Source organism: Mycobacteroides sp. H001 (assembly GCF_001440005.1).
GTDB classification, from domain to species: Bacteria; Actinomycetota; Actinomycetes; order Mycobacteriales; family Mycobacteriaceae; genus Mycobacterium; species Mycobacterium gwanakae.
The window spans coordinates 179,010-192,433 of the sequence record NZ_LJYH01000035.1; the positions used below are offsets into that span (position 1 = coordinate 179,010).

Consider the following 13,424-nt stretch of genomic DNA (forward strand, 5'->3'; position numbering starts at 1 on the left):
TATGCCAGATAGCCTGGACCGTATGGCACCCCAGCGTTTTGAATCCGATGTGTACGCCAACCGTCTGCAACGTGCCGCTCAGGAGGCCGCGACGGCCGGGGTGGCGGGCTTGGTGGTCACACCCGGATACGACCTGAGATATCTGACCGGCTCACGCGCGCAGACATTCGAGCGGCTCACCGCGTTGGTGGTGCCTGCCTCGGGAACGCCCACCGTGATCGCGCCGCGGATGGAGCTTGCGGCGCTGCAGGATTCGGCGATCGGCGACCTCGGCATCCCGATCAGCGATTGGGTGGACGGGGAGAATCCCTATGAGCTGGTACGGGCGGCGTTGGGTTCCCCGGATGGTGCGTTGTCGGGCACCATTGCCGTCACCGAGTCCATGCCCGCGCTGCATCTACTCCCGCTGACCGAATTGATCGGGACCGTGCCGATACTGGCCACCGGGGTGCTGCGCCGACTGCGCATGGTCAAGGACGCCTCCGAGATCGATGCCCTGCGCAAGGCCGGGGCGGCCATCGATCGCGTCCACGCGCTGGTGCCCGAACTGCTGGTGCCGGGCCGCACGGAGGCGCAGGTGGCCGCCGACATCGCTGAAGCGATTGTGGCCGAGGGGCATTCGGAAGTCGCCTTCATCATCGTCGGGTCCGGTCCGCATGGGGCCGACCCGCACCACGAATGCTCCGACCGCGAGCTGCAGACCGGGGACATCGTCGTGGTGGACATCGGCGGCAGCTACGAGCCCGGTTACCACTCCGACAGCACGCGTACCTACAGCATTGGTGAGCCTGACTCCGATGTGGCTCACCGGATTTCAATTCTGGAGCAGGCGCAGCAGGCGGCGGTACGGGCGGCCCGGCCCGGCGTGAGCGCCCAGTCGGTGGATGCCGCCGCGCGCCGCGTTCTCGTCGAGGCGGGGATGGGTGAAGCATTCGTGCATCGCACCGGACACGGCATCGGATTGTCGGTACACGAGGAGCCGTACATCGTGGAGGGCAACGATCTGATCCTGGAGCCGGGAATGGCCTTCAGCATCGAGCCTGGTGTGTACTTCCCGGGGCAGTGGGGCGCGCGAATCGAGGACATCGTCGTCGTCACCGAAAATGGTTGCGAATCGGTGAATTCACGGCCGCACGGCCTGACGGTGGTGCCTACTCGGTAGGAGCGTCGCCGCGGTTCAGCAGATCCGAGGAGCCCAGTACCCGTTCGATCTTGACCTCGATGACCACCCGCTGCGGGTTCACCCGCGGTGTGCGGTAGCGCTGCGCATAACGCAGCTCGGCGTCGCGTACCGCCTCTTTGTCGGTGACGACGGTGGCCGAGCCCTCCAGGGAAAGCCAGCGGGCGCCGTCCACCTGACTCAGTACCGCGAGGCCTCCACGCTCGGCGTTGACCGCTTTCTGCGACCCGCCGGTGGTGATGACCCGCGCGATGTGCGTGACCGGGTCAAAAGTGAAGCCGACAGCCACCACGTGCGGGCTGTTGTCCTGCCGCAGAGTGGTCAGCATCGCGAGATGGCGCTCGGACAAGAACGCCAGCGCATCATCGGTAAGTCGAGTTGTAGGGGTGTTCGGCATCAACTCTCACGCTAGCGCAGGACATAATCGCTGACGTGACCGACACGGTGCGACACTCCGGCCAGCTTGGGGATGATCCGCGTGCGGGAAGACCGTCGACGGTGGTGATATTCGGCGGACGCAGCGAAATCGGACTTGAGGTGGCCACGCGTCTCGCCGCCGGAAACACGGTGGTCCTCGCGGCGCGCCGGGCCGGTGACCTGCAGGACGAGGAACGGCGCGTCCGCGACGCCGGGGCCGTTGCGGTCGATTGCGTCGAGTTCGACGCCGACCGGCTCGACACCCACGAATCGGTGCTGGCCGCCCTTACCGAGCGGCATGGAGCCATCGACGTGGCGGTGCTCGCGTTTGGACTGCTGGGTGACCAGGAGCGGGCGGAAACCGATGCCGGCCATGCGGCGGCGATCGTGCACATCGACTACGTGGCGCAGGTGGCGTTGTTGACCCAGCTGGCCGTGCGCATGCGCGGTGCCGGGCGCGGTGCGCTGGTGGTGTTCTCCTCGATCGCCGGATGGCGAGTGCGGCGTGCCAATTACGTGTACGGATCGGCCAAGGCGGGGCTCGACGGTTTCGCGAGCGGGCTCGCCGACGCCCTGCACGGTTCGGGCGTGCACCTGTTGATAGCGCGCCCCGGCTTCGTGATCGGGCGGATGGCGGCGGGTATGTCACCGGCACCATTGGCGAGCACACCGCCCCAGGTGGCGGAGGCGACCGTGCGCGCCCTGCGCAGCGGGAAGCGCACCGTGTGGATTCCGCGTGCGCTGGGAACGCTCGCATTCATCATGCGCTGGGTACCGTCATCTCTATGGCGCAGGATGCCGCGGTGATCACCGTGATCGGGATAGGTGCGGACGGTGTCGACGGGCTATCCATGCATTCCCGCCGCGAATTGCAGCACGCCTCAGTGATATTCGGTTCGCTACGCCAGCTGGAACTGCTGGCCGAAGAATCCCTGGCGGCCGAGTGCCGGGTATGGCCTTCGCCCCTGTTGCCCGCGTTGCCCACCATGTTCGATGGTCTCGGTAATGTCCACGTGCTGGCCAGCGGTGACCCGATGCTGCATGGCATCGGCACCACGCTGATCCGGCTCTTCGGAGCGGATCGGGTGCATGTGTTACCGCACGTATCCAGTGTGTCGTTGGCCTGCGCACGAATGGGATGGGCGGTGAACGATGTGGAGATCATCAGCCTGGTCAATGCGCCAGCGACCTCCGCACTGCGGTTCGGCGGTCGGGCGATCGTGCTCAGCCGCAACGCGGACAGTCCGGCTGAGCTGGCGCAGACCCTGACCGATTCCGGGCTGGGTGACTCACGGCTGACGGTGTGGGAGCAGCTGGGTGGAGCGGCAGAGAAAAGCCTGGAAGGGGTCGCTCGCGATTGGGGCCATTCTCCTGGTCATGCATTGAATGTCGTTGCCGTGGAATATGTTCCGACGGCAGCGGGAGAGGCGGTGCTGCCACTGGTCGCGGGGTTGTCCGAGGACGCCTTTGAACACGATGGGCAGATAACCAAGCGCGAGATCCGGGCGGTCACGCTGGCATCACTCGCGCCGCGAGCGGGTCAGCGCCTTTGGGATGTGGGCGCAGGGTCGGGCAGCATCGCGATCGAATGGTCTCGCAGTGGCACCGGCTGCAGCGCCTCGGCCTTCGAGATCAAGCCATCGCGGCGGGCCGCGATCGTGGCCAACGCGACGAAATTCGGCGTAGACGTCGAGTGTTTCGCCGCGGCACCTGGCGATTTCGACAGGGCCTGCCCGCCGGACGCGATCTTTGTCGGCGGTGGCGTGACCAATGCCGGTCTGCTGGAGGCGTGCTGGGAACGGCTGCCGAGCGGAGGCAGGATTGTCGTCAACGCGGTGACCGCGGAGTCCGAAGCGCTGCTATTGCATTGGTATTCCCGCCATGGGGGAGAGCTGCACCGGTACCGCGTGGAGGACGCGGCTCCGCTCGGAGCCTTCACCAGCTGGAGATCCCGGCTGCCCGTGGCTCAATGGACCGGGGAAAAGCCATGACCGTCTACTTCATCGGCGCGGGACCGGGCGCCGCCGACCTCATCACGGTGCGCGGTCAGCGGATTCTGCAGCGGTGCATGGTGTGCCTGTACGCCGGATCGATCATGCCGCCCGACCTTCTGGCGGTGTGCCCGCCCGACGCCCGAATCATCGACACTGGCCCACTGACCTTGGATGCCATCATCGAGGAGATATCCAGCGCTGACGCACAGGGATTGGATGTCGCCAGGCTCCACTCGGGTGACCCCTCGCTGTACAGTGCGGTGGCCGAGCAGTGCCGCCGGCTGGATGCCCTCGGCATCGGCCACGAGATCGTGCCGGGTGTGCCTGCGTTCGCCGCGGCCGCGGCGGCATTGGGCGCCGAGCTCACCGTTCCCGGTGTCGCGCAGACCGTGACTATCACCCGGGTCTCGACGCTGTCCACCGCGATGCCCGCCGGCGAGGATTTGCGCACCCTGGCGGCGCCGGGGGCGACGCTGGCGTTACACCTGGCTGCGGCCCAAATCGACAATGTGGTAGCTGATCTCGTCGCCGGGGGGTATCCGCCGGGCACGCCGGTTGCTGTCGTCGCATATGCCAGCTGGCCATCGGAGACCATCCTTCGTGGCACTCTCGCGGACATCGCCGCGCAGATGAAACAAGCGGGCGTGACCAAGACGGCGGTCATCTTCGTCGGAAAGGTGCTTGCGGCAGAGGGGTTCACGGATAGCTACCTGTACTCGGCCGGACGTCGCAGAGGGGCAACACATTAGATGAAGATCTTGATTCTCGGCGGCTCGGCGGAGGCGCGCGAGCTGGCGGAGCGGCTGGCATCCCGGTTCGATGTCACCACCTCGCTCGCGGGGCGGGTGCGTAACCCGGCAGTTCCGGCCGGCGAGTTGCGCATCGGGGGCTTTGGTGGAGAGGCCGGACTACGGAAATGGTTGTTGGATAACAATATCGACGCCGTGGTCGACGCTACGCATCCGTTCGCGGCGACGATTACCGAGAACGCCGCTGCGGCATGCGCCCGGCTGGGTATCCCGCACCTCATCCTGCGCCGTCCACCCTGGCCGGCAGGAGATGCCACCGTGGTGTGCTCGGCCGCCGAGGCCAAGGACACGGTGGTGGCACAGGGCTTTTCACGGGTGTTCCTGACCTCGGGACGCTCCAGCATCGGGGCGTTTCTGTTCTCGGACGCCTGGTTCCTGATCCGTGTGGTGGAGCCGGTGCCCGCCGACGAACTGCCAGAGCGGCACCATCTGTTGTTGTCGCGTGGGCCCTATTCACTCGAGGAAGAGACCGATCTCATGCGCCAGTACGAGATCGAGGTGCTGGTCACCAAGAACAGCGGCGGCACGATGACTTCGGCGAAGTTGGAAGCCGCTGCGGCCCTGGGCATTCCCGTGGTGATGATCGACAGGCCGGCCCTGCCGGAGAAGGTGCGCACCGTGTCCACCGTGGACGAGGCACAGCACTGGGTCACTGAGCGGGATACCGCCGAGGCGTGAACACCTGAGGTCCCGAATCGGTGTCCTGCCACTGGGTCTGTGAGGACCCGATGATCAGCAGGGTGCGCATGTCCACCGCTGACGGGTCGAGGTCACCCAGGGTGGTCACCCGCACGGACTCTCCCGCGCCGCCGACATCGCGTCCCAGTACGACCGGAGTCGCCGGGTCGCGGTGTTCCAGCAGCACGTCGCGCATGGAGGCCACTTGCCAGGTGCGCGACTTCGAGGCCGGGTTGTACACGGCCAGCACCAGGTCGGCCGCGGCTGCGGCGCGTAGCCGGGACTCGATGACCTGCCATGGCTTGAGGCGATCGGACAGCGAGATCACCGCATAGTCATGCCCGAGGGGTGCCCCGACCCGGCTGGCGACGGCCTGCGCCGCCGTCATCGCCGGAAGCACCCGCACTGTGACATCGGGCCACGCTCGGGCCTCTTCCATCACCGCCGCCGCCATCGCGAACACACCCGGGTCCCCCGAGGACACCACGGCCACCCGGCGGCCACCCGCAGCGAGCTTGAAGGATAGTTCGGCGCGTGCGGGCTCGTCACGGTTGTCGCTGGCATGACGGACTTGACCGTCGCGAGCGGGGATACGATCCAGATATGGCCCGTATCCGATGAGATCGGTGGCGAGCGCCAGTTCGTGCCGTACCTCGGTGGTGGTCCAATCATGATGGCCGGGGCCCAAACCGACCACCGTCACCATTCCGTCCTGCGCGGTGTCGCCGAGGGGTTGCGCTCCGGGAACAAGGACCAGTGAGAAATAGGGCACCGAAGACGGATCGACATCGGCGGCGGACAGGACCCGCTGCTGCGTGGTGCTGGCCCGTTCCACGTAGTAGGCACGGTCCAGCACGCCGGCGGTGTCCAACGCCTGTCGGACGGCGCCGTAAGAGCGTCCCAGTTTCATGATGACTGCCGCATCCGAATCGCTGAGCCTGCGGGCGATCTCGTCGGCGGGCAAGGTGCCGGGAATGACCGTCAGGATCTCGTCGCCCTCGACCAAGGGCGTACCCGTTGCGGCTGATGCGGCGCTGACCGACGTCACACCGGGGATGATGACCGCGTCGAACCTGTCGGTCAGGCGGCGGTGCATATGCATGTACGAGCTGTAGAACAGCGGATCACCTTCGGCGAGCAGCGCCACATTTCGGCCCGAATCCAAATGGGCGGCAATCCGATTCGCAGACTCCTCGTAGAAATCATCGATCGCACCGCGGTACCCGCCCGGGTGATCGGTGGTCTCGGTGGTCACCGGGTAGACCAGGTGCTCCTCGATCTGGCCGGGCCGCAGATACGGCTGCGCAATCGAGCGGGCGATGCTGCGGCCGTGCCGTGCGCTGTGGAATGCCACCACATCGGCTTCGCCGATCACGCGGGCCGCCTTCACGGTCACTAGTTCGGGATCACCGGGGCCCAGGCCCACACCCCAGAGCGTTCCTCTGCTCATTCCTTCTCGCTCGCAATCGCATTCACGGCAGCGGCGGCCATCGCGCTGCCACCGCGCCGCCCTCGCACCAACAGGTAGTCCATGCCGCGGGGACGGTCGATCAGCTCCTGCTTGGACTGTGCCGAACCGACGAAACCGACCGGGCCGCCCAGGACGGCCACCGGGGGCGCCACACCTTCGTCGATGAGTTCGAGTATGCGGAATAGCGCCGTGGGGGCATTTCCGATCGCGGCTACCGATCCCGGTAGTCGATCGGCCCAAAGATCCACCGCAGCAGCAGATCTCGTAGTCCCGGTGCGCTGGGCCAAATCGGCGGCGCGCGGATCGGCCACCAAGGACACCACTTCGTTGTCCGCGGGCAGGCGCAGACGGGTGATCCCGGCCGCGACCATCGACGAATCACACAGGATGGGGGCACCCGCATCCAATGCCGCTCGCGTGCGTGTCACCACATCGGGGGTGAAGGCGATTTCGCCGGGCAAATCCACCTGCCCACAGGTGTGAATGAGCCGGACCACCACACGCGCGACGTCATCGGGGAAGGCCGACAAATCTGCCTCGGCCCTGATGGTCGCGAACGATTGCCGATAGATCTCGGCTCCGTCTCGCACGTAGTCCAGCACGCGCTAACCCTACGGGTGCCGCTCGAGCGGTCGATAACCCAGCTCCGTCGCCACCAGCACCTGCCCTGTGGTGGGGGAGCCGCAGGCCCGTGGACACCCGACCCAGTGCCGATGTACCGGCGAATGAATACCGCTGGCGATCTCTTCGGCGACTTCGAGCCGAACGTCGGCGTGGACATCGGTTCGGGAGCGTCCGCATCCCGGCAGCCCGGTGCACGAGCTGGCATTGAGCCATGGGGAGCGCTCGTCGAAGACCAGGCCCAGAGGTGCCAGCACCCGCAGTACCGCGTCGGCGTCCTCGTGGGGCAGATCGCACAGCAGCACCGACCGCCATGGGGTAATGACGACCGGTCTTTCGGCGGCGGCCAGCAGTGCTGCCACCCGAGCCGGCAGCTGGCCCAACGGAACGGCGGCCCCCAGCGTCACCAACTCGTGGTCGGGATACTGCTCGATCCATCCCACGGGCGCGTGCGGCGCGGGCCCTGCCTCGCCCGGCCCCGCGATCAGTGTTGCGCCGATCGCCGCGGCCAGGGTCTTGGCGCCGTCCGGCAGCTCCCGGACGCGCCATGCGTTTCCCCGAATCTCTACGAAGGTCTGCGCCGCCGCGAGCACATGGTCGACGGCGGCGTCCGGGTCGGCGACACACGTAGAGGTGCCATGACCATCGAGGAGAACACGCCAGCCGCCCGGCCCATGGCCGAGCCCGATGTCCGCACCCATGGTGGCCATGTCGGCGCGTCCGTCATCGAGGCTAAACAGGAAGCGGCCGGGCAGGCCGGCGAGCACGGAAGCTGAGATCAGCCCATGGTCGAGCGCGAGGACCAGCGGCCGCACATCGGGGAAGTCACCGGCCCGGCCCGAGAGCGGCGAGGCCACGATGTTGCGCACTCGTTCGTGGCTGGGCGACGGCAGCAGCCCGGCGTCCGATAACAGGGTGCCCACCGCGTCCGCATCCCGGATCGATCGCAGCTGAATGTTGCCGCGGGAGGTCAGCTCCAAAACGGGTGCGCCATGGCTGCCTGCTGCTGTGGCCAACGCGGCCAACTGCGCCGACGAGAGCATTCCGCCGGGCAGCCGGATGCGTGCCAGTGCTCCGTCGGCCGCCTCATGTAACCGCAGCGCACCGGGGCACGCGTCGTCGGCTGAGGAGCGGGTCACCTACTCACCGTAGGACTACGGTACGAATGTCCTGTGAGCAATGCCCCGATCCTGATTCTGTCGACATCGGATACCGACCTGCTGAGCGCGCGCGCCAGCGGTGCGAACTATCGATGGGCCAACCCCTCTCGTATCCACGTCGACGACGTCCCGGGCCTGCTGGAGGGGATGGGGTTGGTAGTTGTCCGGCTTCTGGGCGGACGTCGCGGCTGGGAGGAGGGCATCGACGCCGTCATTGCCTCAGGAGTGCCGGCCGTGGTGGTCTCCGGTGAACAGGCTCCCGATGCCGAACTCATGGAATGCTCGACCGTTCCGGGCGGCGTCGCCCTGCAGGTGCACCGGTACCTGGCCGAGGGCGGGACGGCCAATCTGCAGCAGCTGCACGCCTTCTTGTCCGACACCGTCCTGATGACGGGTATCGGCTTCGAACCGCCGACGACAAACCCGGCCTGGGGAGTGCTGGAGCGTGCGACCGGGAGTGTCGATGGTCCCACCGTCGCGGTGCTGTACTACCGCGCTCAGCAGCTGGCCGGGAACACCGCATACATAGAGGCTCTCTGCACCGCCATTGAAAACCTCGGAGGGCGGGCGCTTCCGGTGTACTGCGCCTCGCTACGCACCGCGCCGGCGGAACTCCTGGAGACGCTCGCCGCCGCTGACGCGATGGTGGTCACCGTGCTGGCCGCGGGCGGCGCCACCCCGGCGGCTGTGGGAGCCGGAGGGGCTGACGACGAGTGGAATGTCACCCATCTTGCCGCACTTGATATCCCGATCCTGCAGGGGCTGTGCCTGACCAGCCCCCGAGATGATTGGGAGGCCAACGACGACGGCATGAGTCCATTGGACGTCGCCACTCAGGTCGCGGTGCCCGAATTCGACGGGCGCATCATCACCGTGCCGTTCTCGTTCAAGGAGATCGACAGTGACGGCCTCATCACCTATGTTCCCGACCCGGAGCGCTGCGCCCGGGTGGCAGGTATCGCGCTGCGGCACGCGAAACTTCGATCCATCCCCGCCGGTGAACGCCGGATTGCCGTCGTGTTCTCCGCATACCCCACCAAGCACGCCAGGATCGGGAACGCGGTGGGACTGGACACTCCGGCCAGTGCGGTGGCATTGCTGACCGCGATGCGGGAGGCCGGCTACGACGTGGGCGCCGACGGCGACATCCCCGGACTGCCCGCCACCGGTCGCCCCGCCACGGACGGGGACGGGGACACCCTGGTGCATGCGCTCATCGAGCGGGGTGGCCAAGATCCGGACTGGCTTACCGCAGACCAGCTGGCGGGCAACCCGATTCGTGTTCCGGCGCGCCAGTACCGGGAGTGGTTCTCCCGGCTGGCACCCGGTCTTGCCGAGCAGGTCGTCGAACACTGGGGACCGCCGCCGGGCGATCTGTTCGTGGACACCAGCGTCAACCCGGACGGCGATATCGTGATCGCCGCCCTGCAAGCCGGCAATACCCTGCTGCTGGTGCAGCCGCCTCGCGGGTTCGGCGAGAACCCGGTGGCCATCTATCACGATCCCGATCTGCCTCCGAGCCACCATTATCTGGCCGCGTATCGCTGGCTGTCGGCCCCGCGCGAGGAGGGTGGGTTTGGCGCCGATGCGCTGGTGCACCTGGGCAAGCATGGCAACCTGGAGTGGTTGCCCGGGAAAACCGTTGGCCTGTCGGCAGATTGCGCTACCGACGCCGCGATCGGTGACCTGCCACTCATCTACCCGTTCCTGGTGAACGATCCGGGCGAGGGCACCCAGGCCAAGCGGCGCGCACACGCGACCCTGGTCGATCACCTGATCCCACCCATGGCGCGCGCCGAGACCTACGGGGATATCGCGCGTTTGGAGCAGCTTCTCGATGAGCACGCGAACATCTCGGCGCTGGATCCAGCCAAACTGCCGGCGATCCGCCAGCAGATCTGGACGCTGATGCGTGCAGCGAAGATGGACCACGACCTGGGACTCGAAGAGCGCCCCGACGAGGACGTCTTCGACGACATGCTGCTGCACGTCGACGGATGGCTCTGCGAGATCAAGGATGTGCAGATCCGTGACGGCCTGCACATCCTGGGCAGTGCGCCCACGGGTGCCGCTCAGGTTGATCTGGTGCTCTCGATCCTGCGCGCCCGGCAGATGTGGGCCGGCGAACAGTCGGTGCCGGGGTTGCGGCAGGCGCTCGGCCTGGCCGAGGACGGCACCGACGACCGTGCGCGGGTGGATGAGATTGATCAGCAAGCACATTCGTTGCTAGCCGCGTTGCAGGGCACAGGCTGGAACCCGGATGCGGTCGGTCAACTTACCGACGACCCGCAGGTCGCATCGATCCTGCGGTTCGCGGCGACGGAGGTGGTGCCACGGCTGGACGGCACCAACGGTGAGATCGACGCGGTGCTTCGCGCTCTTGATGGCCGATTCATCGAGGCCGGGCCCTCTGGCTCGCCGCTGCGCGGACTCGTCAACGTGTTGCCCACCGGACGCAACTTCTACTCGGTGGACCCCAAGGCGGTTCCGTCGAAGTTGGCCTGGGAGACCGGGCAGGCCATGGCGGACTCGCTCCTGCAGCGATACCGCACCGACTATGGCGACTGGCCGCGGTCCGTCGGGCTTTCGATCTGGGGTACCTCGGCGATGCGGACCTCTGGCGACGATATTGCCGAAGTCCTTGCCCTCCTGGGAGTTCGGCCGGTATGGGATGACGCCTCCCGGCGCGTGGTGAGCCTCGAGGCGATCTCCTTGTCGGAGCTCGGGCGCCCCCGCATCGACGTCACGGTGCGCATCTCCGGATTCTTCCGCGACGCCTTCCCGCACGTGGTGACCATGCTCGACGACGCCGTCGCCCTTGCGGCCGGACTCGACGAATCTGCCGAGGAGAACTATCTGCGGGCGCACGCCGAGGCTGATCGTGCCGAACACGGAGACTGGCGCCGTGCCACCATGCGCATCTTCGGCTCCAAGCCCGGCACCTACGGGGCGGGACTGCTTCAGCTGATCGATAGTCAAAACTGGCGCAACGACTCGGATTTGGAACAGGTCTACACAGCGTGGGGCGGATTCGCCTACGGCCGCGGACTGGACGGTGCGGCTGCCAGCGAGGATATGCGTCATCAGTATCGCCGGATCGCGGTGGCGGCCAAGAACACCGACACCCGTGAACACGATATTGCCGACTCGGACGACTATTTCCAGTATCACGGTGGCATGGTCGCCGCGGTGCGAGCGCTCACCGGCAAGGCGCCAGCGGCATACGTCGGCGACAACACCCGGCCCGACGCGGTGCATACCCGCACGTTATCTGAAGAAACCACAAGGGTTTTCCGTGCGCGCGTGGTGAATCCGCGGTGGTTGGAGGCGATGCGCCGGCACGGTTACAAGGGTGCATTCGAGATGGCCGCCACCGTCGACTACCTGTTCGGATACGACGCCACCGCGAACGTGATGGCCGACTGGATGTACGAGCAGCTCACCAACAGCTATGTGCTCGACGAGCAGAATCGCAAGTTCATGCAGCAATCGAACCCGTGGGCTCTTCACGGGATTGCCGAGAGATTGTTGGAGGCAGCCAGCCGGGGTCTCTGGCAAGAACCCGATCAGCAAGTTTTGGATGATTTGCGTTCGGTGTTCCTGGAAACCGAGGGCGAGTTGGAGTCGTAGCATCGGAGCATGGCCCGGGATATCGGCTTGAACATCGGCACGGTGGCGGCGGGCCGCTACATCTTGTTGACCACATTCACCAAAGACGGTGTGCCCAAGCCAACTCCGATGGGCTTCGTGGCAGAGGGCGACGAGCTTCTGCTGACCACAAGTGCCAACACCTGGAAGGTCGGAAGGATCCGGCGCAACAGGAAGGTGCGGGTGGCCGTCTGTACTCAGCGCGGCAGGGTGATCAGCCCGTCCGCCGACGCTACCGCGGTGATCGTCGAGGATCCGGCGTCCGTGGCGCGTATTCGGTCGGCGGTGGTCAGCCGATACGGGCTGGCCAGCCGGATCGTGACCGCCTGGCTGGACCGGCGTAACGGCGCCAGGGTTGGGATTTCAGTGACGCTCGGCGCGCCGGAAGCGCTCTGAGGTTTCTAGACTGGTCGGCATGGGTGCGAACCTCCCGGTGCCGACATTCGACGAAGTCTGTGCTGCCAAGTATGTCCTGCTGACCACCTACACCAAGGATGGCCGGGCCAAACCTGCCGCGGTCTGGGCGGCGCCCGAGGACGGTGAACTTCTCGTGTGGACCGAGACGACGTCCTGGAAGGTGCGCCGGATCCGAAACACCCCGCGGGTCTCGCTAGCCATCTGCGATGTGCGCGGCAAGGTCCGCAGCGGCGAGATCGAGGGCATCGCGCGCGTCCTGGATACCGAGGGCACGCAGCGAGCCCGCGCGGCCATCACCCGCAAGTACGGCCTGTTGGGCTGGGTGCTGGTCAAGGCGAGCATCGTGCGTCGCGGCAGCAGCGGCACCATCGGCTTGGCCGTCACCGCCTGAACCGCGGCGTGAGTCGGGAACCCGGCGACGGGTCGGCTCGTTGACCGGATATGTGGCCTGGTCTGTTTCTGCTGTACGTGATCGTGGAGGTGTCCGCCCTGGTGGCGTTGACCTCGGCGGTGGGTATCGGCTGGACCATCATCGCCGTCCTTGCCGCCTTCGTGGCCGGTCTCATACTTGCCGGCTCTCAGGCTCGACGCGCCGTTGATCAGCTGCGACGTGGAGTCAGATCCCCGGGAGGGGCCGTCGCGGACGGCGCGCTCATCGCGCTGGGAACTATTGCGGTGGTGATTCCCGGGCTGGTCTCCTCGGTCATCGGACTGCTGATGCTGCTGCCCCCGACCCGTGCGGTCCTGCGGCCGGTCCTGACCCTGGTCGCGGCCCGCCAGCTGAGTAGGCGTGCGCCCCTCATCACCGTCATACCCACCGGATACGGTGCCTTTCAGGGGGCTCAAACACGGGCGAGCACCGTCGATTACATCGACGGTGAGGTCATCGACGTGAGTGACGAGCAAGCCGGACCGTCTCGGCGATACCGTCCCGGCCACGACCTGCCTGCGTAGACACCGCCCGAACCCGGCAGAATTAGCGAGTGCAGACTCAACTGCTCGTCAATGCGCGCGTGCATAGCCCGTCGC

At 66.7% G+C, this 13,424-nt stretch carries 13 protein-coding genes; 9 read left to right on the forward strand and 4 right to left on the reverse strand.

Annotated features, from left to right (window positions below):
* Nucleotides 1–22 precede the first annotated feature (22 nt).
* On the forward strand, nt 23–1,162 hold the full coding sequence (locus tag AOT83_RS18055) for a Xaa-Pro peptidase family protein (protein WP_057964733.1): 1,140 nt from the start codon (nt 23–25) through the stop codon (nt 1,160–1,162).
* Here the strand turns inward: AOT83_RS18055 and AOT83_RS18060 are convergent.
* Nucleotides 1,152–1,577 (reverse strand): F420-dependent biliverdin reductase, encoded by a 426-nt coding sequence (locus tag AOT83_RS18060; RefSeq protein WP_030095633.1) that lies wholly within the window; start codon nt 1,575–1,577, stop codon nt 1,152–1,154. The two genes, AOT83_RS18055 and AOT83_RS18060, sit on opposite strands and share 11 nt — an antisense overlap.
* 101 nt (nt 1,578–1,678) lie before the next feature.
* Between AOT83_RS18060 and AOT83_RS18065 the strand changes: the two genes are divergently transcribed.
* From AOT83_RS18065 to AOT83_RS18080, 4 genes are read left to right on the forward strand one after another with little or no spacing between them, the layout of a single operon-like run.
* Nucleotides 1,679–2,404 carry an SDR family NAD(P)-dependent oxidoreductase gene (locus tag AOT83_RS18065; RefSeq protein ID WP_030095634.1) on the forward strand — a complete coding sequence of 242 codons (726 nt, stop codon included), beginning with the start codon at nt 1,679–1,681 and terminating at the stop codon, nt 2,402–2,404.
* The gene (locus AOT83_RS18070; protein ID WP_057964734.1) at nt 2,383–3,588 is read left to right on the forward strand and encodes a bifunctional cobalt-precorrin-7 (C(5))-methyltransferase/cobalt-precorrin-6B (C(15))-methyltransferase; all 1,206 of its coding nucleotides are present in this window, start codon (nt 2,383–2,385) and stop codon (nt 3,586–3,588) included. The genes AOT83_RS18065 and AOT83_RS18070 overlap by 22 nt, the downstream gene beginning before the upstream one ends.
* Nucleotides 3,585–4,340, forward strand: a complete 756-nt coding sequence (gene cobM / locus AOT83_RS18075) for a precorrin-4 C(11)-methyltransferase (protein ID WP_030095636.1) — start codon at nt 3,585–3,587, stop codon at nt 4,338–4,340. The genes AOT83_RS18070 and cobM overlap by 4 nt, the downstream gene beginning before the upstream one ends.
* 9 nt (nt 4,341–4,349) lie before the next feature.
* Complete coding sequence (locus tag AOT83_RS18080; protein WP_078313514.1) at nt 4,350–5,078, forward strand: cobalt-precorrin-6A reductase; 729 nt, start codon at nt 4,350–4,352, stop codon at nt 5,076–5,078.
* Here AOT83_RS18080 and AOT83_RS18085 read toward each other — a convergent pair.
* Genes AOT83_RS18085 through cobG form a run of 3 tightly spaced genes read right to left on the reverse strand, consistent with a single transcriptional unit; the run spans nt 5,050 to nt 8,309 of the window.
* Nucleotides 5,050–6,528: a precorrin-2 C(20)-methyltransferase gene (locus AOT83_RS18085; RefSeq protein WP_057964736.1), complete on the reverse strand. Its 1,479-nt coding sequence runs from the start codon at nt 6,526–6,528 to the stop codon at nt 5,050–5,052. The two genes, AOT83_RS18080 and AOT83_RS18085, sit on opposite strands and share 29 nt — an antisense overlap.
* The gene (locus AOT83_RS18090) at nt 6,525–7,151 is read right to left on the reverse strand and encodes a precorrin-8X methylmutase (RefSeq protein ID WP_057964737.1); all 627 of its coding nucleotides are present in this window, start codon (nt 7,149–7,151) and stop codon (nt 6,525–6,527) included. Before AOT83_RS18090 ends, AOT83_RS18085 begins: the two co-directional genes overlap by 4 nt.
* 9 nt (nt 7,152–7,160) lie before the next feature.
* Nucleotides 7,161–8,309: a precorrin-3B synthase gene (cobG, locus tag AOT83_RS18095; RefSeq protein ID WP_030095640.1), complete on the reverse strand. Its 1,149-nt coding sequence runs from the start codon at nt 8,307–8,309 to the stop codon at nt 7,161–7,163.
* Nucleotides 8,310–8,342: 33 nt separating this feature from the next.
* On the opposite strand from cobG, the gene cobN reads away from it, so the two are divergent.
* From cobN to AOT83_RS18115, 4 genes are read left to right on the forward strand one after another with little or no spacing between them, the layout of a single operon-like run.
* Complete coding sequence (gene cobN, locus AOT83_RS18100) at nt 8,343–11,960, forward strand: cobaltochelatase subunit CobN (RefSeq protein WP_057964738.1); 3,618 nt, start codon at nt 8,343–8,345, stop codon at nt 11,958–11,960.
* Between the two features lie 9 nt (nt 11,961–11,969).
* A complete protein-coding gene (locus AOT83_RS18105; RefSeq protein WP_030095642.1) occupies nt 11,970–12,374 on the forward strand; it encodes a PPOX class F420-dependent oxidoreductase in 405 nt (134 codons plus the stop codon).
* A 10-nt stretch (nt 12,375–12,384) separates the two neighbouring features.
* Entirely contained in the window at nt 12,385–12,786 is a 402-nt protein-coding gene (locus AOT83_RS18110; RefSeq protein ID WP_030095643.1) for a PPOX class F420-dependent oxidoreductase, read from the forward strand.
* Between the two features lie 50 nt (nt 12,787–12,836).
* Nucleotides 12,837–13,349 carry an FxsA family protein gene (locus AOT83_RS18115; RefSeq protein ID WP_030095644.1) on the forward strand — a complete coding sequence of 171 codons (513 nt, stop codon included), beginning with the start codon at nt 12,837–12,839 and terminating at the stop codon, nt 13,347–13,349.
* Nucleotides 13,350–13,424: the final 75 nt, after the last annotated feature.